Source organism: Gordonia sp. NPDC003504, from assembly GCF_053587995.1.
In genome coordinates this window covers 394,604-418,726 of record NZ_JBSFPC010000003.1, presented here as the reverse complement: position 1 = coordinate 418,726, position 24,123 = coordinate 394,604, and the positions used below count along the sequence as shown (strand labels likewise).

Below are 24,123 nucleotides of genomic sequence, written 5' to 3'. Positions count from 1 at the left end.
CGTAGCGAAGTCGACGATGCGATCACGACGACGAGCGGTGCAGGCGGGCGCACACACGCCGCGTCGCCGGAGGCGACGCAGACAACACTGGTACTTTCGTGATCATGCGCAATAACCGCCTGGCCGCCGGAGCGATCTCCGTGGGAGTGGCCGTCGCCGGCATTCTGGTCGGTTTGGGTGCGGTGTTCCTCGGTGGGTTGTTGGCGGCGGAGACGAGTCCGTCGACGGATCTGAACAACGTCAATCCGAATAGTGGCTTTGTGCAGGGTTCGGTGGATTACGGATCCCGGGGTGGCGCCGGCGCCAATCAGTGAGTGGTAGCCGATCGCGGTGGGTGACCGGTTGGGGCGTCGTGGGATCGGTGTGGCCGCGGTGGTGGCCCTGCTGGTCTCGTTTCTGCAGTCGCCGGGTCTGATTGCGGCCGACACCAAACTCGACCTCACTGCCGATCCGCTGGGCTTTCTGGGCCGTGCGACTCATCTGTGGACGCCGCATGCCCCGATGGGTCAGGTGCAGAATCAGGCGTACGGCTATTTCTTCCCGCATGGCGCGTTCTTTGCTCTCGGTGATCTGGCGCATCTGCCGCCGTGGGTGACGCAGCGTCTGTGGTGGGCGTTGCTGCTGGTCGTCGGCTTTGTCGGGGTGGTTCGGCTGGCCGAGGCGGTCGGGGTGGGTTCGTCGGCGTCCCGGGTGCTGGCCGGGGTGATCTTCGTGCTGAGTCCGCGCGTGTTGACGACGTTGGGGTCGATCTCGTCGGAGACGTTGCCGATGATGCTCGCGCCGTGGGTGCTGGTCCCGGTGATCCGCGCGCTGGACCATCGGGATGGTGTGCCGGTGTGGCGGCACGCTGTGGCGTCGGCGGTGGCGGTGGCGCTGATGGGTGCTGTCAACGCGGTGGCGACGCTCGCCGCCGTGGGCGTGGCGCTGGTGTGGTTCTGTTTGTGTGCGCGCACCGATGTCCGCCGATGGGCGCGGTTCGGCACTGCGTGGGCGGTGGCGTGCGTGTGCGCCTGCGCGTGGTGGATCGTGCCGTTGCTGATCCTGTCGCGAGTGTCACCGCCGTTCCTCGACTTCATCGAGTCGTCACGGGTGACCACCGAGTGGGCCTCGCTGGCCGAGGTGTTGCGGGGGACGAGTTCGTGGACGCCGTTCGTCTCCGATGAGCGGGTTGCCGGCGCGGTGCTGGTGACGCAGCCGGCCGCAGTGCTGGCCACGGGTACGCTCGCGGCCGCCGGGCTGGCCGGATTGTGCATGCGGCACATGCCGTTTCGACGTCGCTGGGTGATCGTGCTCGGTGTCGGCCTGGTGCTGATGTGCGCAGGATACGCCGGTGGACTCGGTTCCCCGATCGCGGAGCCGGTGCGGGTCTTCCTCGACGGCCCCGGAGCGTTCCTGCGCAACATTCACAAGGTCGAGCCGTTCGTGCGTCTGCCGCTGGTGCTGGGTGTCGCGCATCTGCTGGCACGCGTTCCGTTGCCGGGAGCGGTGGGGCTGCGGGAGTCGTTGTCGGCATTCGCGAATCCGCAGCGTTCGAAGGCGGTGGCCGCGGCGGTGGCCGTCGTGGTCGCGCTGATCGGCGCCGGTTCGTTGATGTGGACCGGCAGCCTCACACCGGAGGGGGCGTACCGGGCGATTCCGAATTATTGGCAGCAGACGGCGACCTGGCTGCAGGAGCACGGTGCGTCTGCAGACGGCACCGACCGGCGGGCGTTGGTGGTGCCGGGCGCTCCGTCAGCCGATCAGCTCTGGGGCCTGACCCGTGATGAGCCGATTCAGCCGTCGGCGCATACGCCGTGGGCGGTGCGGGACGCGATTCCGTTGACGCCGCCGGGTGCGATCCGGGCCCTCGATTCGGTGCAGCGCGATCTCGCCGACGGGCGAGCCTCACCGGGGTTGGCGGCGACACTGGCCGGGCAGGGCATCGCCTACGTGGTATTGCGCGCCGACCTGAATCCGGACACGTCGCGGTCGGCGCGGCCGCTGCTCGCACAGCAGGCCCTCGACGGTTCGCCGGGTCTGGCGCGCGCGGCGGAGTTCGGGCCGATGGTGAGTCCGCCGACGGTCGACGGCGTGGTGCGCGACGGCGGCCTGCTGCCGCCGATGCGGGCGATCACGATCTACCAGGTCACCCCGATCACCGACACCGGCCCGACGCTGACCGCCACCGACGCGATGCCACGGATCGCCGGAGGACCGGAATCGATTGCGGTGCTGAATGATCTGCGCGCCCGTCTGGGTGAGGCACCGTTGGGTCCGGTGCTGTTGGAGGCCGATGCCGAGCGGGCCGGTGTGCCGCGTGGCCCGGTGATCATCACCGACACTCCCGCCGATCGCGAGGTCGACTTCGGCCGCGTCGACGATCACAGTTCGGCCATTCGTGCCGCGGGTGATCCGCGTCGGACCCAGAACGCCGCGCCCGACTACCCGGTGGAGGGGCAGCCGCTGACCCGCGGGCAGTGGCTTCTCGACAATCAACCGGATCAGGTGCAGGTGACGACGTCGTCGTCGGCCGCCGACGCCACTCAGCCGGGACGGACGTCACCGGCCAGTTCCGCGGCCGCCGCCTTCGACTCCGACGCCGGGACCGCCTGGGTGTCCGGTGGTTTGACGTCGGCCGTCGGCCAGTGGATGCGACTCGATTTCGCCACTCCGCGAACCGATCTCGCGCTACGTATCACCACCGCGAAGGCACTCGGCCCGGATGTGTCGTCGGTGGTGGTGACCACCGAGTCCGGCTCCACGGTTACCTCGGGGCTGGAACCGGGCAAGGAGGTGACGGTCACCGCACCGAGCGGCCCCACCCGATGGGTGCAGATCCGTGCGGCCTCGACCGATGACGGCACCGCCGGCAACCAGTTCGCGCTCGGTGAGGTCGACGTCCTCGATCTGGCCTCCGGCCTGCCGCATTCCATCCGGCACCGGGTGGTGCTGCCGGAGGTGCCGGCGGACACGGATGTCGCGGGTTGGATTCTCACACAGGAACTCCCGGGACGGTCGGCATGCGTGGGGCAAGACCGCGAGGATGCGACACCACTGGTGCGGTGCTCGGCGGACCTGGGTGTGTCCCCGGAGACGCCGACCGTGCTGACGCGGGCGTTGTCGGTGCCGAGTCCGACCGATGTGGCGCCGGTGATGGTGCTGCGTCCCCGGCCGGGTAACGCCCTGGACGCGCTGATCACTGCGGCCGGCACCATCCGAGCGTCGGGGGCCTCCGAGGTCAACGATCCGCGGGGTTCGGCGCAGGCCGCCGTCGACGGCGATCCGGGCACCGTGTGGACCGCCGCAGAACCCGAGAAGAAACGTGATCGACCAACCCTCACCCTCACCCTTCCTGCCCCGCAGGATATTTCGTCGCTGCGCATCGTTCGACCCGCCGATTATCCGGCGGCGCCGACGGAGATCACGGTGGATCTGGGTACCGGCCCGCAGCGGGTCCGGGTCGGCGCCGACGGCGTGGTGCGGCTGCGCCCGGCGGTCACCGACCGCATCTCGATCCGCATCGAGAAACGCACCGACATCCTCGACGTCAACAGCCTCGGGTTCTCCAGCCCGGCACCGGTCGGCATTGCCGAGGTCGAGATCAATCCCGATGCGCCCGCCACCAATTCGACCGCCACCAATTCGACCACCGCCAGTTCGACCACCGCCGATTCGACCGATACCGACCGGCCGATCGACATCGGCTGCGACGCCGGCGTCGGGATCACGGTGTCGGGTCAGGTGATACCGATGTCGGTGCACACCACCACCGCCGCACTGCGTGCCGGCGACCCGGTGATCGCCCGTCCGTGCGCGGAGACGCCGGTGCGCCTGGGTTCCGGTGAACAGGAGCTCTCCGCCAACCCCGGGGCGGCGTTCTCGGTGGCGACCGTGTGGCTCGGCCGCTCGGCCGCGTCCACCACGCCTGCCCCGTCGGCGCAGCAGCCCGAGATCACCGAACCCGAGGTGACCCAATGGCAGGCGACCGCACGGTCGATCGAGGTCAATTCCGCGTCCAGTCAACGTGTTCTGCGGGTTCCGGAGAGCACCAATCCCGGCTGGGTGGCTCAGCTCGACGGCCGGACACTCACACCGATCGTCGTCGACGGCTGGCAGCAGGGTTGGATCATGCCGGCCGGCGCGTCGGGTACCGTCACCCTGTCGTTCCGCTACGACAGCCTGTACCGGTGGTCTCTGGTCGTCGGATTCGCGCTGCTGGCAGCACTTCTGGTGGTCGCGATGGTGTGGCGACGGCGTGGCGATCCGTCGGCGCGCGATGCGCCAGTGGCTGCAGCAATGCCGGGCACCTGGCCAGCCGCAGTACTCGGTGCGCTGAGTTGGCTTGGTGCGTCCTGGATTCTGGCCGGGTGGTGGGGTGTGCTGGTCGCCACCCTCGCCGGGCTGGTCGTTGTGCTCACGCGTCCAGGTGCGGTGGTCGGCGGCACCGTCATCGCGATGATGGCCGCCACCGTCGGATTGGCTTCGGGCCCATGGCATTCACCCACCGGCTATCACGGTTTCGGGTGGTGGGTTCAGCTGCCGGCGTTGGTCTCGGTGTCGTTGGTGATGGCGTCGGCGGTGGTCTCGGCCGTACCCGCCGACGCCCGCGTCGACTCGATCGGCGCCCGCCTGCGAGCACTCTCGCGGCGGCGCAACCAGTCTCGGGCGGGTTCTTCGACGAAGGCGTAACTGACGGCCGAGATCCCCACCGACAGCACCACGGTGAGGCACCAGACCAGGAGGGTGTGGCCGGAGAACGGCACGATACCGAACAGCCCGAACACCACCGCGAGCACCGCCACATGCCAGATGAAGATGCCGTAGGACCACCGTCCCAACGCCAGCATCATCGGTGCGGTCAGGAATCGGAAGCGACGACGCACCGCCGGCGTGCGGCCCGAGGGAGCCTCACACACCAACGGTGCGAGGATCGCGAATCCGCACGCCGCGCCCAGGACCATCTTGACGGCGAACTGCCACGGCGCGAGGTCACCGAGGCCGGTCGGCCCGGCCAGCGGCGTGCACGCCAGCCCGTAGGCCACCACCAGCAACACCAGCATCGGGATGCGCCGCGATCCGAGTGCACTGATCCGGCGGGACAGCCGCGTCGTGCCGCCGAGGTCGTCGGCGCCGGTGACCTCGGCCAGGATCAGCCCGGCGGCGAACCACGGCAGGTGCCCGATCACCCAGTTGGTGGGTTCCACCCCGCCGGGCAGCGCCAGCGCCTCGACCGCCCACGCCCAGCCGAGGCTCAGTAGTCCCAGGGCGCACAGGACCGGCAGGCGCGCGCTACTGCGGCGGCCGCGCAGCCGCATCAGTGCCAGACCGAGGACCGGCAGCAGCAGATAGAAACTCACCTCCACCGACAGACTCCACATCTGCGTCATCCCGGCGGTCAACGACAGCGGCACGTACACCTGGGTGAGGGTGAGGTTGGCCAGCCACACCGTGAGGTCGGCGCCACGCGCCTCCGGCAGCATCGTCAGCACCACCACGACGACGACGACATATGCGGGCCAGATGCGGACGACGCGGTGGCGCAGGTAGCGACGCACCGACGGGGTGACGGCGGCACCGTGCGCGGCGGCGACCCAGTTGCGCCACAGCAGGAAACCCGACAGGGCGAAGAACAACGCCACCGCGAGGTCGAGGCGACCGAGGATCGGACCGAGCACCGGCAGGCGCACCGCCCCGGTCTGGAATGCGACGTGGGTGGTCAGCACACCCAGCGCGGCGACGGCCCGCATCCCCTCGAGTTGCGGGAAGAATCGCCGGTATTCGGGGGCGTCGACGGCGGTCACGGTCTCCGCACCGGCGCCGGCACCGTCGTGGACCCGGACACCGTCAGACATCGCACCAGGTTACCGGCGACGACCGGCGATCCACGTCGACCGGGCCCCGGGCGCATCAGTACCCTCGCCGGTATGTCGTCGACGCCATCACCCGACCCGTCGACGACGGCCCCGGACCACACCGCCGAACCGGCGGCATCCCTGTCGGGTCCGCAGCGATGGTCGACCCGCGATCTGATCGGGCCCACCCTCATCTTCGTCGGCGGATTCCTGCTCGCGGCGGCGATCGCCTTGCCCACGCTGCTGGTCGGGCAGCTCCGGCAGATCCCGCTGTCCACCGACATCACCACCGTCGCCACCAGCGTCCCCGCCGACGACGCGCCGGCGGGCGGTGACGGCCCCGTCCCGTCGGCGACGATCCTCGATCGGTGTTCGCTCAACACGCCGACGGCCCGCACGCTGGATGCGACCCTGGTCCGTCAGCAACGCGTGGTCGCGGTGCAGCCGTCGGACCGGCATGTCGTGACGCTGCAGGCGGGGACGTCGGTGCAAGCCGACCGCATCTGGCTGGACGGCCGCATCACCGACGCCGACGCCGCACGTGCCGGCTCCGAGCAGGCCCCGGCACAGGGCCGACCGGTGTGTACCGATCCGACGCTGTCGGCGATCCGGGATCGCGTGACGCTCGATCGGCGTTCGGCGTTACCGGATCTGGGCGCCACCGAATCCGGGGGCACCGGCAGCTCGGAGGTCCAGTACGACAGCACCGCCGCACCGGTCGCCGCCCCCGACCGGCGGGGATACACGTATGTGCTGCCCTTCGGGGTGAGTGACGCCGGAGGCACCTACTTCGACCCGACCACCCGACGATCGGTGCCGCTGACCGCGCAGGGCGAGACCCAGGTCAACGGCCGCAGCGCGACCCGCTTCGTCGCCGACGTCGCCGACACCGACCTCGACGCCGTCCACGCCGGCCTGCCCGACGGCATCCCGGCCACCCGGATCACGCGCCCGGCGTCGTGGTTCGGTGTCGGCGGGAATCCCGCGCGGGAGCTCACCGCCACGTTGCACCAGACGTCGCGGTGGGAACTGGCCGTCGACGACGCGACCGGCATCATCCTGGACGAGCGGATCACCGTCGATCAGGCCTATCGCCTCACCGACCCGGCCTTCGCCGACTTCCGGTTGACCAATCTGAGCGCGACGTTCACCTACGACCGCGACACCCGCGACCGGCTCGCCGATCTCGCCGGTGACCTCGGGACGCCGGTGGTGATCTGGGGTCGCGTCGTCCCGATCGCGGCCGGTGTCCTCGGGGTCGTGGCGATGATCGGTGGGATCGTGCTGTTCGTTCGGCGCTGACGCGAGGTCATTGCCGGCTGCGGTGTTCCTGCCCGGTGACGAAGCGGCCGGTCACCGCGACGGCCACCGTCACCGTCACCGCGGCGGTGAGAACCAGCGCCGGGTCCGATCGCACGACGGTGAGGATGACCACGGCCTCGATCAGCACCGCCACCCAGGTGAGCAGTGCGACGCGGGTGCGGTCGGCGGCGATCGCGGAGAGCAGCAGCACCTGCAGGATCGCCATCGCGGAGCCGGTGTAGGCGAACACCCACAGCAGCGGAACCAGCGGGCGGTAGGCCTCGCCGATGACGATCGGCACGAGCGGCCCGACCGCCCCGGCGCCGACGGTCAGGGCAGCGCCGATGACCGCGACGACGGCGACCGCGCGCCGCAACGATTCCCGCGAGCGGGCCGGGTCGGCCAACCGCGGATAGAACACGACGCCGATGGCCTGCGGCAGCCAGAAGGCGGCCTTGGTGGCCACCGCACCCAGCGCGTACACGCCGGCGTCGTCGGCACTCAGCACTGTCCCGGACAGCAGCAGATCCACCGACATCGCCACCACGAGCACCAGTTGCACCTGCGAGGCGCGCAGTACCCCGGCCACGTCGGCATCGGTGCGGTTCGGTGACGCCACCTCGCGGTGGCCTCCGGTGTCCCCGACCGGGCCGCCCGCCCATCGGACCGCCGACCAGATCAGCGCCGCCGCGGCGACCGCGCCGAGGGTTCCGGCGAGTAGTCCGGCGAGCGGTGATCCGCCGAGGGCGAAGGTCACCAACGTCGGCACCGACCGGAGCAGACCGACGGCGCCGAGCACCCACGCCAGCGCCCGGAACTCGCCTCGTCCCTGCAGAACGCCCTGACCTGCGGCGATGATGACCAAGACGGGGGCGGTGGCCAGGGCGGCGGCAGTCGCGGCGGTGTCCGTGTGCGCGAGGGCGGCGACGATCGGCACGCCGATCGCCGCCAGCACGGCCACACCGCCCGCCGTCCGCCAGGTCAAGGATCGCAGCGCCGTCGGGAACTCCCCGACGGCGTGCCCCGCGGGTCCTCGACGTACGACGTCACGCGCGATCACCGCCTGCAACGCCAGCGCGGGCACACCGAGGACCAGCATCGCCGAGAGGAGTCGCGCGAACTGTCCGTAGTCGCCGGGCGTCAGCCACCGGCCGGCACCGAGGTAGACGACGTAGGCGGCGGCGTTGGCGACCATCGATCCGATGGCCACCCAGCCGAGTGCGCCCACGACCCCCGACCCGGCCGCCGCACGGGCCGAGCGGCCACGCACCCGGGACGGACTCACCATGCACAACAGTGTGCCCGACGGGAAAAGGCGCCCCGCGGCACATGTGAAACGATGGTGGGCGATCCTTGCGCAGTTCCAAGACCCGAAGGCGACGAGTAGCCACGATGTACGACCAGCAGAACACCTCCGCGGAGACCGACCCGAGCGACATCGGTTCACGTATCGATCCCGTTCTCGCCCGCAGTTGGCTACTGGTCAACGGCGCACAGTACGAGCGTTTCGCGCCGGCGGCCCGTTCGCGTGCCGACATCGTCGTCCTCGACATCGAGGATGCCGTCGCCCCGAAGGACAAACTGGCCGCGCGGGAGAATGTGGTGCGCTGGCTCGGCGAGACCTCCGACGATCATCCCGGCGGCGCCGGCGACTGGGTGCGCATCAACGGATTCGGCACCCCGTGGTGGGCCGACGACCTCGACGCGTTGGCGCCGACCTCGATCGGTGGGGTGATGCTGGCGATGGTCGAGTCCGTCGACCATGTCACCGAGACCGCCAAACGCCTGCCGAATGTGCCGATCGTCGCGCTGGTGGAGACCGCTCGCGGGTTGGAGCGGATCAGCGAGATCGCCACGGCCAAGGGCACCTTCCGGCTCGCCTTCGGCATCGGCGACTTCCGTCGTGACACCGGTTTCGGTGGCAATCCCCTGACGCTGGCGTATGCCCGGTCCCGATTCACCATCGCCGCCAAGGCCGCTCATCTGCCGAGCGCGATCGACGGGCCGACAGTCGGGTCGGGCGCACTGAAGTTGACCGAGGCCACCGCGGTCAGCGTCGAGTTCGGCATGACCGGCAAGATCTGCCTGACGCCCGATCAGTGCGCCCCGGTCAACGAGGGACTGTCGCCGTCGCCGGATGACATCAGTTGGGCGCGTGAGTTCTTCGAGGATTTCGAGAAGGCGGGCGGCGAGATCCGCAACGGGTCGGATCTGCCGCGGATCGCTCGTGCCACCAAGATCCTGGAGCTCGCCCGCGCCTATGCGGTGACCGAATCCGACTATGTGGTCGATCCCGGCCACGCGGCGGCCCCGTCGGACACCTATCACTACTGAGCGTCCGAAGTCGTCTGTCGTCGTGACCGATACCGCGGTCCAGACAAGGTCCGTGGCACGTCCGCGGTCGCTGCCCTGGCTGTATCTGGTGGGCGTCGTGGCGGCCGTGGTGATTCTCGGGCCCGCACTGGGCCCGGGGTATCTGCTGTATCGGGATGCGGTGTCCACTCCGCGGTCGTTCGTCACCGACGCCACGCTCGGCATCGGTGATGTGGCACCGCGCGCAGTGCCGCAGGATTGGTTTGTGGCGCTGGCGAGTTCGGTTGTCGACGGCGGAACCGTGGTGTGTGTCCTGCTCTTCGGCGCGCTGGTGGCCGCGGCGGTCGGTTACGGTCGGCTGGCACTGCGGTTGGTGCCCGCGGCCAGTCGTTCCGGCACCGTCGCGGCGGCAGTCGTCGGGGTGTGGAATCCCTTTGTCGCCGAACGTCTTCTGCAGGGGCACTGGTCTCTGCTGACCGGATTCGCGGCGTTGGGCTGGCTGGTCGTGGCCGTCCTCGACCTCGCCGACCGCCCGCGTTCGACGGCGCGGTGGCTGCAGACGGGCGGGTTGCTGGCGGCGGCCGGGCTGACACCGACCGGGTCGGTGCTGGCGGTGATCGTCGTGATCGTCACCGCCGTCGCGACGCGACCCCGACTCCTCCCCGGATATCTGGTGCTGTGGTGCTGTTCGGCGTTGCCGTGGCTGGTGGCGACGGCCGTCGGCGGTGCGGGTGTGGATTCGGACGGTGCACTGGGCGTTCGGGCCTTCGGACTACGTTCGGAACCCTTTCTCGGTTCGGTCGGCACGGCCCTGGGGCTGGGTGGCATCTGGAATGCCGACGCGGTACCGACGAGCCGCACCATCTGGTGGGCCGCGGTGGCGACGGTGTGCCTGTTGGTGGTGATCGTGGCAGGCTCGGTGATGTTGTGGCGGGGTCGCGCCGGGCTGCCCGCCCTGGATCGCAGCGTGGTGGGCGCGTTGGGCGGACTGGCTGCGGTCGTGGTGATCGTGGTGGCGGTGACCGCCGTCGGGCCCGGTCGGGACGCGTTCGGCTGGGTGGTGGGCGCCGTCCCCGGCGGCGGGCTGCTGCGGGACAGCCAGAAGTTCCTCGCTTTGGCGGTGCCGTTTGTCGCGGTGGCGTGCGCGGCCATGGTGAGCGGTCTTCGGCGTTATGTGCCTGCGGGTTTCGCGTTGGCGGCTGTGGGTCTACTGGTGGTGGCGCCGCTCCCCGATCTCGCGTGGGGTGTCGGTGGTCGGGTGATGCCGGTGACGTATCCGGCGGACTGGTCGGCTGTGGCGGCGATTGTCGGGCCCGACGACGGTGCGGTGGCGTTGTGGCCGCCGGGAACGGTGCGGCATTATCCGTATGTCGATGGGGCGTCGCTGGATCCGGCGTCCCGGATGCTGCGTGCACCGGTCGTGGAATCCGGGGAGTTGCGGGTCGACGCCAGGGTGATCGACCCGCGATCATCGGCGGCGGGCGAGGTGGAGTCGGCGTTGCAGTCGGGCGACGTCGATCGCCTCCGATCCCTGAGGGTCGGCTGGGTGCTGGTGGAACACAACGTGTCCGGCGATCCGTTGCCACCCGCGGTTGATTTGATGACGCCGACGTTCAGTGGGGATGCCCTCACCCTGTTCCGGATCGAGGGAGCGCAATCGCCGAGCGCGTCGACGGCGGCGCGGGTGGCGGCCTGGTCGGCACACCTGATGTGGGCGGCCATGCTGATCGGCGGGATCGTGGCGGTCGCGTATTCGACAGTCAGCGGGATTCGCGCGCAGCGTCGAGGACGCTGACCATTCCATCGCAGGTCTTCTGCCAGGAGTAGCCCCGCGCCTTGGCCGCGGCCGCGGCTCCCAGCCTCCGTGCCAGATCGGGGTCGTCGACGAGTTTGCGTGTGGCGGAGATCAGTTCGTCGATGCCGTCGACCAGTAGTCCGGTGTGCCCGTCGTCGATCGATTCGGCGAGCCCGCCGGCCGCGCGGTAGCCTACGGTGGGCGTGTGGTGTTGGGCGGCCTCGATCACGGCCAGTCCCCAGCCCTCCTTGGCCGAAGGCATCAGGTGCACCGCCGATCCGGCGAGCAGTCGGTGTTTCTCGGGGTCGTCGACGTGCCCGTGGAAAGTCACCGCGTCGGCGATGCCGAGCTCGGACACCTTCTCGTGCAGGCGATCCGACCACCATCCGTCGCCGATGACGTCGAGGTGCAGGTCGGGATGTTCGCGCCGCAACGCGGCAACCACTGTCAGTGCGTCCTCCACCTGCTTGTGCGGGACGAGCCTGCTCAGGACGCAGAGGTGGGTCGCATTCGGTGCCGCAACGTCGGCGTGCTCCTTCGGGATCGGGTCGATACCGTTGTGGACAACCGAGATTCGGTGACGGTCGACTCCGAGCGCGACGAGCTCATCGGCCGACGGTGTCGACACGGTGACGTAGCGGTTGCGTCGGTGCACTCGTGGCGAGAGCACGGATTCGATGAACCAGCCGAGCCGGCCGAGGAGGCGTCCGGCGACCGGCCACTGCTCACGATGGCAGTGATGCACCAGCATCGCGGTGGGAGCCGCGCTGACGACGGAGGCGAAGAACGGCACACCGTTCTGGGTGTCGACGATGAGATCGGGTGGGGCGTCGGCCAGCGGGCCCCGGCCCAGGCGGCCCGCGAGCAGGATCGCCATAACGCGCGGGTAGACGGAGATCCGGCCACCGACCCGGAGGAATCGCATCCCATCGCGCCACTCTTCGGCCGCCGCCCCCGGATACGACGCGGTCAGGTAGGTGACGCGGTGACCTCGCCGGACGAGTTCGGCACCCACGTGCTCGAGGTAGGTCTCGCTGCCGCCGCCCTGCGGGTGACGTGTATCGCGCCAGCAGAGCAGCAGAACGTGGGTGGGTGTGGTCATCGTCTTCCCACGGTACCGGTTCGTGCAGGTCGAGTGCGCCGGTAGCATCTCTGCGTGCCCCGGCAGACCCGAACCCGCCCTGTCCCGGCCATGCGCGGCCTCGCCACCCTTCGCCGCGCCGCCGGTCTGCTGAACGACTTCCGCTTCGAGCAGAGCGACCCGGCCCGTTTCTACGGCTCCCTGGCACGTGACACCGCGGACATGGTCGAGGCACTCACCCCCGACGGGCTCGACAGAGCGGTGATCCTCGACGTCGGCGGCGGGCCCGGATACTTCGCCGACGCCTTCGACTCCCGGGGCGCCCATTACCTCGCCGTCGAACCCGACCCGACGGAGATGCACGCCGGCGGCCTCGAGCACCGCGGAACCGTGCGGGCGTCCGGACAGAACCTGCCGTTCGCGGATGGGTCGATGGACGTGACCCTCTCCTCGAATGTCGTCGAGCACACCTCCGCCCCCTGGGAGATGTGCGATGAGATGGTGCGGGTGACGCGCCCCGGCGGCAGCGTGATCGTCAGCTACACCCTGTGGTGGGGGCCGTTCGGCGGCCACGAGATGGGGCTGACGCATTACTTCGGTGGCCACCGCGCCGCGCGCTGGTACACCCGGCGCCACGGCCATCCACCCAAGAACCTCTACGGCACTTCCCTGTTCGCGGTCACCGCAACCCGGGGTCTGCGTTGGGTCGAGTCCCGCAGGGACACAACAACATTGATCGCCGCGTTTCCCCGGTACCTACCGTCCTGGATGTGGTGGGTCCTGCGCGTCCCGGCGCTGAGAGAAGTCCTGGCCACGAATCTCGTGGTGGTACTGCAGAAGCGGTAGGTTCGCGGGTTCCCGAAACCCATCGACAGCGCCCGGTACTCCGTTGACAGCGCCCTGTTCTGCGTCGACAGCGCCCAGTTCTGCGTCGACAGCGCCCTGTTCTGCGTCGACAGCGCTCCGAGTTCCGTTGACAGCGCTTTGATCAGGGTCCAGCCTGACCCCATCCCGCCGGCCGAGCCGGACGGGACGCCAGCAGGGTCCGAGTCCGCCGGGCCGATATGCCCTCGTTCCTCGGGCTACTCGACCAGCGGTCGGGCACCTTGAGAGCTCCACAGTGACAACCCATGCGGACCGGAATCCGACGATGAGCAGGAACTCACGCACTGCGGCAATCGGATTCGGTCCGCGCCACCCCGGCCCGAAATATCGCAGCCCGGGGATCTCAGTTGGGAAGGTCTGCGACGCAACGGAGTAGGCCACCGTTGCTGGTGTTCGAGGTCAACAACTCCTCGCCCTGGAGGATCGTGCACGTCACCGGGCCGCGGAGAACGACCGCGGTGAGTTCGGCGGTGCCGCCACCCACCCGCGTGGCCTTGCTCCACGGTGCCGCCGTCACCGGGTCGATGGCGAAGTCGGCGCCCGCGCGATAACGGACACCGGCGACGTCACCGCTGCCGGTGAGCTGATACACCACCGACCCCGAGGGCGCTTCCGTGGTCGTCGTGGTCTCCTCGGTCGTGGTCTCCTCCGTCGTGGTGGTCGTCGTCGACGACGACGGACGTTCGCTGGACACCGTTGTCGTGCTCGACGCAGCGGCGGATGATTCATCGCCACCCGAACTCCGCACGATCAGAACGGCCGCCAGCACGATGACGACGAGCGCCGCAACGACCGCCAACGCCAGATACAGCGTGCGGCGACCACCACCGGACCCGCCACCCGAGCCACCGGGATCGGCGGGCCCACCGGGATCGGCAGGTCCACCAGGTCCCCCCGCATACGGCCCCGCCGTGTAGGAGCCCTGCGTATAGGCCGGCTGCGTGTATGCCGGTTGTCCCGCGCCCACATAGCCCGACTCGGGATACTCGGCTGGGTTCTGGTCAGGCTCGAAGGCGCGTGTCTGCGGTGGTATGCGCGGATCGTGCGGTTCTCCGGGTGGCTGGCTCATGGGCCGATTGTGCCAAACCCCCGGCAGCCAATCCGGCACCCGTGTCGATCACCCGAACGCCTCACCCCCGACCAGCAGGGAATCACCGACGGTCAGCCCTCCGCGATCGCCTCCAGCGGCCGCGTGCGGGCCGCCCGGACCGCCGGCCACAGGGCGGCCAACACGCCGACGACGGCCGACGCCAGTAACGTCCATCCCATCAAGGACCACGGCAACACCGGGTCGCCGAGACCCCAGCGAGCCAGGGTGCGCACCAACGCCCACCCGATGACCGATCCCAGCACCACACCGAGAACGGCGCCGTAAATCGCGATGAGGACCGACTCGATGTAGATCGTCCGCCGGATCTGACTACGGAGAGTGCCGATGGCCCGGAGCATGCCGATCTCACGTTTCCGTTCGACCACCGACAGGGCCAGCGTGTTCACGATCCCGAGCACCGCGATCAACAACGCCAACCCGAGCATCCCGTACAGCGTCGCGAGCATCTGGTCGATCTGCGTGGAGATACTGCTCTTGTACTGCTCACGACTCTGTACCTGCACGGTCAGATAATCCTTCGTGGCCGCCTCCAGGTCGCGGCGCAGCGTGTCGAGGTTTGTGCCCGGCGCCGCGGTGATGAACACCACGATGCTGGTGCGACTCGCCGGGGGCATGACCTCGTCGTACACCTTCTCGCCGACGATCCACGGCTGCAAGCCTTCGTTGTCCTGATAGACCCCGGCGATCGTGACCGGGACATCCGCGCCGGTCGCGGAGGTGAAGGTGAGGGTCTGCCCGCGCTTCCAACCCCGTTCGAGGGCGGTCCGCTCACTGATGAACATGCCGTCGGCGGGTAGTTGATCCGACGCCCCGTCGAGCATGTTCACCACCGACACCGCGGCGAGATCACCGCCGACGGCCGCGTACCCCGACCGCCGTTCCCCGTCGACGCGGGCGGTCACGATCCCGAACGACACCTCCTCCGCGATGCCCGGAACGTTCTTGACCGCAGCGCTGACCGACTCCGGAACGGGCAGGTTGTTGCTGCCCACCAGGATGTAGTCGGCGCGCACACCGCTGTCGACGGCCTCGTCGACGGTGCCCTTGAACGAACTCCCGAGAGTGCCGATCACCGCAACCAGCATCAGACCCAGAGTGAGCGCGAAGGCGGTCGCCGCCGATCGACGCGGATTGCGCACCGCATTCGTCCGGGCCAGGCGTCCGACCGTGCCGAACGGCGCGCCGATGACCCGGCCGAGGGCGCCGACGATCGGCCGCGACAGCGCCGGCCCGGCCAGTACCGTGGCGATGATCGCCGCACCCGCGCCGACGCCCACCACCACGGCCCGCAGCAGGCCTTCACCAAGCGCACCCCAGGTGATCGTGCCGATGGCGACGAGCAGGAAGAAGATCCCGACAAGCGTCCGATTGCGCAGTGGCGCAGACCCTTCGGTGACGCCGGCGCGCATCGCCTCCACTGGCGACACCCGCGACGCGCGCACCGCAGGCACCCACGCACTGATCATCGTCACCACGACGCCGACGAACATCGCCGCGACCACCGCCCACACCCCGACCTGCAGTGAGCCACTGGGCAATCCGGATGTCGAGGTGATGATGGCCTTCAGAATCGCGGCCAACCCGATGCCGACGCCGAGCCCGACCACCCCGCCGATGATCCCGACGATGAACGCCTCGAACAGCACCGATCGCGACACCTGCGGGCGACTCGCGCCGATGGCGCGCAGCAAGGCGAGCTCCCGGTTGCGTTGGGCGACGATCATCGAGAAGGTGTTGTAGATGATGAACGTGCCGACGATGAGTCCGATCGCGGCAAATGCCAACAGGATTCCGGTGAAAATCGTCAGGAACTCGTTGACCTGATCCTTCTGGTCCTGTCGCACCTGGGCGCCGGTCCGCACCTTGTACTCGTCGGCCGGCAGGACCGCCCGCACCCGGTCGGCGAGTTCGTCATCGGACACTCCGGACGCCGCGGCCATGTCGACCAGGGAGACGTGAGAACCGTCGGAGAACAGTCTCGCGGCGGTGGCCTGATCGAACTGGACGTTGACGTATCCGCCGGTGGCGGTGGGTAGATCGAGCAGACCGACGACCGTCACGTCCATCGGCCCGGAATTTCCCTGTCCGACAACGACCTTGGTCTTGGACCCGACCTTGAGCCCACCGGTGTCGGCGGCCGAGGAGTTGACGACGATCTCGTTCGGCCCCGACGGCGCCCGACCACCCGGCAACAGGGTCTCCGGCGAGATCGCCTGTCCCGGAGGGATGTAGGCCGTACCGACACTCGGCGCCCCACCCGACTGGATGGCCGTGCCGTCGGATCCCGCGAGCGTGACCAGCCCGGACTGGTTGGTCACCAGCTTGCCGATCCCGAGTTCCTCCCGGCGGTTATCCAGGTCGGTGACCACGCTGTCGGGGACGCCGGCCGACGTCGACGACTCCGGGGTCACCTGAACGGAAACGCCGGGGGCGGCGTTGTCGAAGATCGAGTTGAAGGCGTGGGAGATGGTCGAGGTGAACACGATCGACCCCGCGACGAACGAGGTACCCAGCACGATCGAGAACACCGTGAGGACCAGACGGAGCTTGTGGGCGCGTAGATTTCGCAGGGAAACCTTGCGCATCACCGATGATGAGGCCATCGGATCAGCGGGCCTCGTGCCGGCCGCTCGGCGCGGCGGTGTCCGGGCCGGTGTCCGGATCGGAGTCACCGGAATCCGGGTCACCGGAATCCGAGCCCTGATCCGCGGCCTGATGCCGACCCACCCCGGCGTCGGCCGCCGGCGCCCCAGAGCGAGTCTTGGAGAGGATCGATCGGGGCCGGTCGTCGTCGTCGGTCGTGGACGGCGACTCCGGCGTCACGAAGTGATCGTCGTCGAGGTGCCGCATCACCTCGAACACGTCGTCGGCGGTGGGCCGGGTGAGCTCTCGCACGATGTTGCCGTCGGCGAGGAACACGACGCGATCGGCGTAGGACGCGGCCCGCGGGTCGTGGGTGACGATGACGACGGTCTGGCCGAATTCGTCGGTGGCGGCACGCAGGATCGACAACACCTCGCCGGAGGAACGCGAATCGAGGTTGCCCGTCGGCTCGTCGCCGAAGATGATGTCCGGTCGCCCGACGAGCGCACGCGCACAGGCGACGCGCTGCTGCTGCCCGCCGGACAGTTCGGTGGGCAGGTGCCCGAGCCGATCGCCGATGCCGAGCCGGCCGACGACGGTCTCGAACCATTCGCGGTCGACGTCGCGGCCGGCGATGTCGAGGGGCAGGGTGATGTTCTCGGCCGCGGTCAGGGTCGGCACCAGATTGAAGGACTGGAAGACGAATCCGATGCGGTCACGCCGCAGCTTGGTCATCTCCTTGTCGGAGAGTCCGGTGAGCGCGACGTCTCCGATGTAGGCCCGGCCACCCGACGCCTCGTCGAGTCCGGCGAGGCAGTGCATCAGCGTCGACTTGCCGGAACCCGAGGGGCCCATGATGGCGGTGAACTCACCCTTGGCGAACTCGATCGTCACACCCCGCAACGCGTGCACCGCGGTGTCGCCCGTCCCGTAGACCTTGGTGAGGTCCTCCGCCCCGGCGGCCACCGCGGTGCCACTCGGCTGCGTCAATTCTGCGTGCGCTGATGTCATGGCCACCACGGTGCCAGGTTGCGCCCGCAATGGCCATCAGGGGATTCCCCCAACTGGACGTCCGGGTACACCATTTGTCTCCGCCGACGGCGGTATCAGCGACGCGGGAAGCGGACCTCGATGGCGTGCACACGCGTCGGTCCGTTGAACATGTTGTTGGTGACGACGTAGAGCATCCGCGCCCGGTAGTTCTGGCCTCGGACGTCGGGAAGCCAGTTACCCCAAGCCATTCCCGACATGTTGCCGGTCACCAGGCCGGGTACGGGATCGGTGGAGAAGATCAGCGTCTTGGGCATGGCCTTCTCGTTGCCGGCCAGCTTCGCCTTGTTGGTCACCGCGTCGGCGCCACGAGTGGTGGTCCAGTAGATACGTGTCACACGCCCGCGACCGCGCTCGAGCACCAGGAAATCGGTGTCGTTGACGGCGATCACGTCGGCGGCGACCTTGTCGCCGTCGGTGCGGTAGACGAATTCCCGTTGCGGCACCGCACGGCCGGCGCCGAAGGTCAACAGCCGAGCGGCGTTCGCGGGATCCTGGCGCAGTCCGCCGGCGGTGAGGACGCTGATCTGGCCGCGTGGGCCGACCGCGACCCCGGTGAGGCCACGCTGTCCGTTGACCCCGGCCTTGCTGGTGGGCCGCCACGCCGACGGCAGCGGCAGGTCTCGGACGAACGTACCGATCGGTCCGATCTGACGGACGAATTCCTGGTTCCCGCCGCTGACCACCACATAGTCGCCACCGAGTTTGCGGATGCCCTCGAACTGCGCGGCACCGGGCAGGAGCGGGAGGTTACCCGGCCCCAGCACGGTGCCGCCGCCGGTGAGTGACGGAACCCCGAGTTGGCCGAGTGCCGCCGAGAAATTGATGTGCGTGGTGTAGAACCGGGCCGGGCCCGCTCGTCCTACGTCGGTGGAGATCATTGCGTAGTCACCGTTGCCGATCCGGTCCATTCCCGAGATGGCACCGAAAGTCGGTATCCCAGGCGCGATCTCGGTATCGACGTACCGTGACGTGACCGAGGATCCCGGCGCGGGTGCGGCATCGGCCACACCAGCATTCAGTGACACCGCGATTGCGGTTGCCGAAACGAACGCTGCCCCCCACGAGCGAATCCTCATAGGGGGCAACGATACCGCAGAGTCAGGCAGTCAGCTCAACCTACTCTTGAGAGTTTGATGAGAGTCAAGCCGACACGCGGTGTGATCAGGCGAGACGCTGCTTGAGCTGATCGAGTTCGTCCTGCAGGCTCGTGGGCAGCTTCTCACCGACGAACTCGAAGAGCTCCTCGATAAGCGGCAGCTCGCGACGCCACTCGTCCTCGTCGAAGTTCAGTGCCGCCTCGACGTCGGCGGCCGGCACGTCCAGTCCGGTGACGTCGATCTCGTCGGGCTTGGCGACGATGCCGATCGGGGTGTGCACACCCTCGTTCTCACCCTCGATCCGGCCGATGATCCACTTCAGCACGCGGCTGTTCTCGCCGAATCCGGGCCACAGGAAGCGGCCGTCGTCACCGCGACGGAACCAGTTGACGTAGAACACCTTCGGCAGTTTCGAGGCGTCCGCGTTCTTGCCCAGGTCGATCCAGTGCTGGAAGTAGTCACCGACGTGGTACCCCATGAACGGCAGCATCGCCATCGGGTCGCGGCGCACGGTGCCGACCTTGCCCTCGGCGGCGGCGGTCTGCTCGGAGCCGACGGTGGCGCCCATGAAGACACCGTTCTGCCAGTCACGTGCCTCGGTCACCAGCGGCACCGTGGTCTTGCGGCGACCGCCGAACAGGATCGCCGAGATCGGCACGCCCTTCGGGTCATCCCACTCCGCGGCCAGCGACGGGCACTGCGAGATCGGGGTGCAGTACCGCGAATTCGGGTGTGCGGCAGGATGATCGGAATCCGGGGTCCAGTCCTGACCCAGCCAGTCGGTGAGGTGGGCGGGTGCGTCGGTACCGATTCCCTCCCACCAGATGTCACCGTCGTCGGTCTCGGCGACGTTGGTGTACAGGGTGTTTCCGGCCTCGATGGTCTTCATCGCGTTCGGGTTGGAGCCGTCGCTGGTTCCCGGTGCGACACCGAAGAATCCGAACTCCGGGTTGATGGCGTAAAGCCGGCCGTCCTCACCGAAGTGCATCCAGGCGATGTCGTCGCCGACGGTCTCGGCCTTCCATCCGGGGATGGTGGGCTGGATCATCGCGAGGTTGGTCTTGCCACAGGCGCTCGGGAAGGCAGCGGCGACGAAGTAGACCTTGTTCTCCGGGCTGGTCAGCTTGAGGATCAGCATGTGCTCGGCCATCCAGCCCTCGTCGCGGGCCATCACCGAGGCGATCCGCAGCGCGTAGCACTTCTTGCCGAGCAACGCGTTGCCGCCGTAGCCCGATCCGTAGGACCAGATCTCGCGGGTCTCCGGGAAGTGGGTGATGTACTTGTCGGCGTTGCACGGCCACGGCACGTCGGCCTGACCGGGCTCCAGCGGTGCGCCCACCGAGTGCAGCGCCTTGACGAAGAAGCCGTCGTCTCCGAGGATGTCGAGGACCTGCGAGCCGACACGCGCCATGATCCGCATGGACAGCACCACGTACTCGGAGTCGGTCAGCTCGACACCGAGCTTCGGCGACGCCGAACCGAGCGGACCCATGCAGAACGGGATCACGAACATCGTCCGGCCGCGCATCGAACCGCGGTACAACTCAGTCATGGTGGCGCGCATCTCGGCGGGCGCCACCCAGTTGTTGGTGGGGCCGGCGTCGGCCTCGTCTTCGGAGCAGATGAACGTGCGCGATTCGACACGCGCGACGTCGGCCGGGTCGGACTTGGCCAGGAACGAGTTCGGCTTCTTCTCCTCGTTCAACTTGACCAGGGTGCCGGCCTCCACGAGTTGGCTGCTGAGGCGATCCCACTCCTCGTCACTGCCGTCGGACCACACCACCCGGTCGGGCTGGGTCAACTCGGCGACTTCGGCGACCCACGCCAGTAGTCCCGCATGTTTGGTGGGCGCTTCACTCGGGTTCAGCCCGGGAATGGTTGCTGCGGTCATGGGCTCCTCCTCGGAGTTGGCCACCATGGTCGGCGGCCGGGTGGTACGACGGCTTATTCCCAGGATACGACGACCGAACGGCCGCTAGGTCCCGGGTCGAGCAGATGCGTTCTACGCCACATTTCCGTATGTTCACTTATCCCGCAAGCCGTCCGGAAAAGCTCCTGATCTGCGAAATTCGGTCAATCAGCGACTTTAGGCCCTGGCGAATTCCGGAGATGTCGGGGACACTCGAGGTCGTTTCATTCCAGCCTACCGACGTCGGTGGGAACCCAGTTCCCGGAGTCGTCGAGGGTGTGCGCCTGGTAGCTCCCGTCCGAGCCGATGCGCGTCACGGTGTCGACGCGGCCGTCGTTGTCACGGTCTGTGTACACGCTCAACCCGTCCGGACCGGCACGGGTCAGCGAGTCCTTCACACCATCGTCGTCGGTGTCGACGTCGGCCGGCCCGAGATCCCAGATGCGTCCGTCGTCGTACATCCACAGGTGATCGTCGGCGGGGGCGCCGAGATCGTCGAGCCCCGGGATCGATCCGCCCACCCCGACGGAGTGGGCGACGGGATCCACCCCGCCGTCGAGCGCACCATCTCCCAGGACATCGCCCGCGGACAGCGGATTGATCTGCTCGGCGCCTCCATCGGATTCCTCGCCCTCACCCGGTACGAACGGGTCCATCGCGTCTCTCCTCTCCGACGTCGGACGCTGCGGCGCCGTCCATCCACAGTTCCTGCATACGCGCCGCCGCCGACGCTCGCAGCCGACGCAGCTCGTCGACGCGCGCCTCGCGCTGCCGGTCTGCGCCCGCCCGCTCGGCGCGAATCCCCCGGAGTTGCTCATCGATTGCGGCGACATCGGCGGACACCTGCCGCACCCGACGCTCGTGATGCCGGATGATCTGCCCGGTCAGCCACGATTCGGTGTCGGTGACGGCCACCGCCACACCTCGTTCGATCGTGGCGCGGGCCTCGGCCAGCACCTCCGCCGACCAGGCGCGCAGCTCGGCCCGGCGGGCACCGGCGCGGCGCACCCCGACCACCCAGAACGCCACCGCGACCCCGATCACCAGGGTCAGCGGCATCGACACCCACTGCAGCGTGTGCACCGACGCCATCGGCGCCACCACCAACCGTCCGAGTCCGATGCCGGTGGACGCACCGAGCAGCACCACCAGCGCATCCTCGGCACCGCGACGACCACTCGGAGGCTGCTGCCGCCCGGCCGCGGGCGACGGGCCGTATCCGGGGCCGGCGGGTGGGCGCGCGCGGTCCGACGGCCCGCCGGGTCGGCGTGGATCACCCCCGTCGATTCCCAGCAGCGCGGTCACCGCGACCTCGTCGAGCCGGTCGTCGGTGACGGCGCCGACGTGGGCGCTCAGTCGCCTGACCTCCTCGTCGAGCCACGCCGCGTGATCATCGAGTTGCCGGGGGCCGGCCTGCGCGATCCGTTGCGTGGCCGCGTGCGCCAGGGCCCGTGCCCCGGTCTGCGCGTCGGCCAGCGACGCCGCGCGCACTCCGGCGAGTCCGGCGCGAACCGCGGCCAGGCGGTCGGTGCGTCCCCGGTCGCGGGAGGCGACGAGGAGTCGGCGTCGGTGCATGAGCGTGTCGGCGTCGTCGCCGGGGGCGGGGGGCGCCGACATCTCCGCCAGAAGTGCCGCGTCGAGCGCCCCGAGGCAGGCCCCGGTGCGCATCCGTTCCCATCGCTCGGCCGACGGTGCCGAACCGGCCGTGACGATCCAGGAGACCAGATCGTCGAGACCCGATTCGTCGACCGCACCGGCGAGCGCAGCGGCCGCGGAGACCGCGAACAATGGAAGCTCCTCGTCGGGGTCGAGGTGCCGACGATGTTCCCGCAACCGCCGCGGCCATTCCCAGAAGGCATCGATCTTGGCGCAGACCAGCACCACCGTGCCGATCTCGGTGCGCAGCCGGGTGACGAGATCGACATCGGCCGATTCCGGCGCCGACGACGGATCGATCACCAGCACGCCGACGCCATCGCATGCGGCCACCGGCAGGGACTCGCCCGGCCGGTGGCGGGTGACCTCGAGATCCGGGGCCACCCCGGTGATCGCGCCGATCAGCTCACCCACCCCCGCACCGGGTGCCCCGGCGACCACCATGCGAACCCGCGCCCGCCCGCCGGAACCCTCGCAGCCGGTGACATCCCGTTCGGCGACATCCCGACCGGTGACATCCCGTTCGGCGACATCACGACCGGTGACATCGCATCCGGTGGCCGCACGGACGCGGAGATAGAGGTCGCTCACAGTTTCACCTGCGGTACACGGAGGAGACGTTCGAGGACGTCGCGGTCGGCGCCCGCGGCGGCGAGATCGTCGACCTCGGCTCTGGCTTGCCGGGCGCGTCGTCGACGAACACCGTCGACGAGGGCACCGATGGCCGGCACCAGCGCGTCGATCCCGCTGAGCCGATGCAGCACGGCGTTCAGCGCCGCGGCGTCGCCCGGAACGTCCTCAACGAGAAGCTTCAGCGCGGTCTCGATGCCGTATCGGTCCAGTCGCTGCAGCAGAGTGCGACGCATGACGCGTTCGGCACTGCCCGGTGCGCCGCGCAGATACTTCGCCGACATCGACGGCATCTGCTCACCGGCGAGCGCACTCGAACGCAGGAAGGCAACCTCGTCGGCGGTCAGATCGGCGCAGGCCAGTAGCTGCGACACCGCGATCACCGGCCGCCCGAGCTCCGCGGCCATATGCTCGGCCCGATGCGCGGCGGCATCCGGGTCGTCGTGGGTGTCGGCCTTGCCGAGCACGACGATGCCGCGGTCGGGCATCAGAGTCCCGAGAGCGGCCCGGTCGGTGTCACGCACACCCGCCACCAGCACATACACGGTCAGATCGGCGTCGGCGACGGCCATCGGATCCTCACCCGGTCCGAGCGCGGAAATGGCCAGTCGCTCCCGCAGTGCGCGGGCCATGGTGTCGCGGCCGGTCCCGGCACGACCGGCGACCGCGATCGTCAACGGGCGGAGGTAGTCGGCACACAGTTCGGCGAACACCGCGCGGACGCGGGGCCCGAGACCGTCGACGAGCGTGGGATCGCCATTCAACGCGCGCACAAATGCGTCGTCACCGTCGACCATGTCACCTCCCCCGCCGGTCTGCGCTGCTCGCAGCCTAACCCGAGAACGCCCGGTCCGAGACGGAAGAATTCACAGGCCAG

16 protein-coding genes and 1 pseudogene are annotated in these 24,123 nt (G+C 69.1%); 6 read left to right on the top strand and 11 right to left on the bottom strand.

Annotated features, from left to right (window positions below; translation table 11 throughout):
* The first annotated feature begins 104 nt into the window (after positions 1-104).
* A complete protein-coding gene (locus tag ACWDPV_RS09410; RefSeq protein WP_348806209.1) occupies positions 105-314 on the top strand; it encodes a DUF2613 domain-containing protein in 210 nt (69 codons plus the stop codon).
* A 16-nt stretch (positions 315-330) separates the two neighbouring features.
* Positions 331-3,534, top strand: a pseudogene (locus tag ACWDPV_RS09405) (alpha-(1->3)-arabinofuranosyltransferase); the annotation flags it as partial.
* A 977-nt stretch (positions 3,535-4,511) separates the two neighbouring features.
* Here the strand turns inward: ACWDPV_RS09405 and ACWDPV_RS09400 are convergent.
* Positions 4,512-5,831, bottom strand: a complete 1,320-nt coding sequence (locus tag ACWDPV_RS09400) for an acyltransferase family protein (RefSeq protein ID WP_449742710.1) — start codon at positions 5,829-5,831, stop codon at positions 4,512-4,514.
* 72 nt (positions 5,832-5,903) lie between these two features.
* Between ACWDPV_RS09400 and ACWDPV_RS09395 the strand changes: the two genes are divergently transcribed.
* Positions 5,904-7,133 carry a DUF3068 domain-containing protein gene (locus ACWDPV_RS09395; protein WP_449742709.1) on the top strand — a complete coding sequence of 410 codons (1,230 nt, stop codon included), beginning with the start codon at positions 5,904-5,906 and terminating at the stop codon, positions 7,131-7,133.
* A gap of 7 nt (positions 7,134-7,140) precedes the next feature.
* On the opposite strand, the gene ACWDPV_RS09390 is transcribed toward ACWDPV_RS09395, so the two are convergent.
* Complete coding sequence (locus tag ACWDPV_RS09390) at positions 7,141-8,421, bottom strand: lipopolysaccharide biosynthesis protein (protein WP_449742708.1); 1,281 nt, start codon at positions 8,419-8,421, stop codon at positions 7,141-7,143.
* Between the two features lie 104 nt (positions 8,422-8,525).
* Here ACWDPV_RS09390 and ACWDPV_RS09385 point away from each other — a divergent pair, with 104 nt between their 5' ends.
* Positions 8,526-9,467 (top strand): HpcH/HpaI aldolase/citrate lyase family protein, encoded by a 942-nt coding sequence (locus ACWDPV_RS09385; RefSeq protein WP_449742707.1) that lies wholly within the window; start codon positions 8,526-8,528, stop codon positions 9,465-9,467.
* Positions 9,468-9,519: 52 nt separating this feature from the next.
* Entirely contained in the window at positions 9,520-11,241 is a 1,722-nt protein-coding gene (locus tag ACWDPV_RS09380; protein ID WP_449742706.1) for a hypothetical protein, read from the top strand.
* Here ACWDPV_RS09380 and ACWDPV_RS09375 read toward each other — a convergent pair.
* On the bottom strand, positions 11,207-12,343 hold the full coding sequence (locus ACWDPV_RS09375; RefSeq protein ID WP_449742705.1) for a glycosyltransferase family 4 protein: 1,137 nt from the start codon (positions 12,341-12,343) through the stop codon (positions 11,207-11,209). The genes ACWDPV_RS09380 and ACWDPV_RS09375 overlap by 35 nt on opposite strands.
* 90 nt (positions 12,344-12,433) lie before the next feature.
* Here ACWDPV_RS09375 and ACWDPV_RS09370 point away from each other — a divergent pair, with 90 nt between their 5' ends.
* Positions 12,434-13,168 (top strand): class I SAM-dependent methyltransferase, encoded by a 735-nt coding sequence (locus ACWDPV_RS09370; protein WP_449742741.1) that lies wholly within the window; start codon positions 12,434-12,436, stop codon positions 13,166-13,168.
* Between the two features lie 382 nt (positions 13,169-13,550).
* On the opposite strand, the gene ACWDPV_RS09365 is transcribed toward ACWDPV_RS09370, so the two are convergent.
* The 8 genes from ACWDPV_RS09365 to ACWDPV_RS09330 form a co-directional block, all read right to left on the bottom strand.
* Complete coding sequence (locus tag ACWDPV_RS09365; protein ID WP_449742704.1) at positions 13,551-14,276, bottom strand: hypothetical protein; 726 nt, start codon at positions 14,274-14,276, stop codon at positions 13,551-13,553.
* Between the two features lie 92 nt (positions 14,277-14,368).
* Complete coding sequence (locus ACWDPV_RS09360) at positions 14,369-16,921, bottom strand: ABC transporter permease (RefSeq protein WP_449742703.1); 2,553 nt, start codon at positions 16,919-16,921, stop codon at positions 14,369-14,371.
* A gap of 4 nt (positions 16,922-16,925) precedes the next feature.
* Positions 16,926-17,912, bottom strand: coding sequence for an ABC transporter ATP-binding protein (locus tag ACWDPV_RS09355; protein ID WP_449742702.1), 987 nt, complete (start codon positions 17,910-17,912; stop codon positions 16,926-16,928).
* 95 nt (positions 17,913-18,007) lie between these two features.
* On the bottom strand, positions 18,008-19,030 hold the full coding sequence (locus ACWDPV_RS09350) for an esterase-like activity of phytase family protein (RefSeq protein WP_449742701.1): 1,023 nt from the start codon (positions 19,028-19,030) through the stop codon (positions 18,008-18,010).
* Between the two features lie 85 nt (positions 19,031-19,115).
* On the bottom strand, positions 19,116-20,942 hold the full coding sequence (locus tag ACWDPV_RS09345) for a phosphoenolpyruvate carboxykinase (GTP) (protein ID WP_449742700.1): 1,827 nt from the start codon (positions 20,940-20,942) through the stop codon (positions 19,116-19,118).
* 242 nt (positions 20,943-21,184) lie between these two features.
* Complete coding sequence (locus ACWDPV_RS09340) at positions 21,185-21,616, bottom strand: DUF6802 family protein (protein WP_449742699.1); 432 nt, start codon at positions 21,614-21,616, stop codon at positions 21,185-21,187.
* Positions 21,594-23,207, bottom strand: a complete 1,614-nt coding sequence (locus tag ACWDPV_RS09335) for a hypothetical protein (RefSeq protein WP_449742698.1) — start codon at positions 23,205-23,207, stop codon at positions 21,594-21,596. Before ACWDPV_RS09335 ends, ACWDPV_RS09340 begins: the two co-directional genes overlap by 23 nt.
* Entirely contained in the window at positions 23,204-24,043 is an 840-nt protein-coding gene (locus tag ACWDPV_RS09330; protein ID WP_449742697.1) for a hypothetical protein, read from the bottom strand. Before ACWDPV_RS09330 ends, ACWDPV_RS09335 begins: the two co-directional genes overlap by 4 nt.
* Positions 24,044-24,123: the final 80 nt, after the last annotated feature.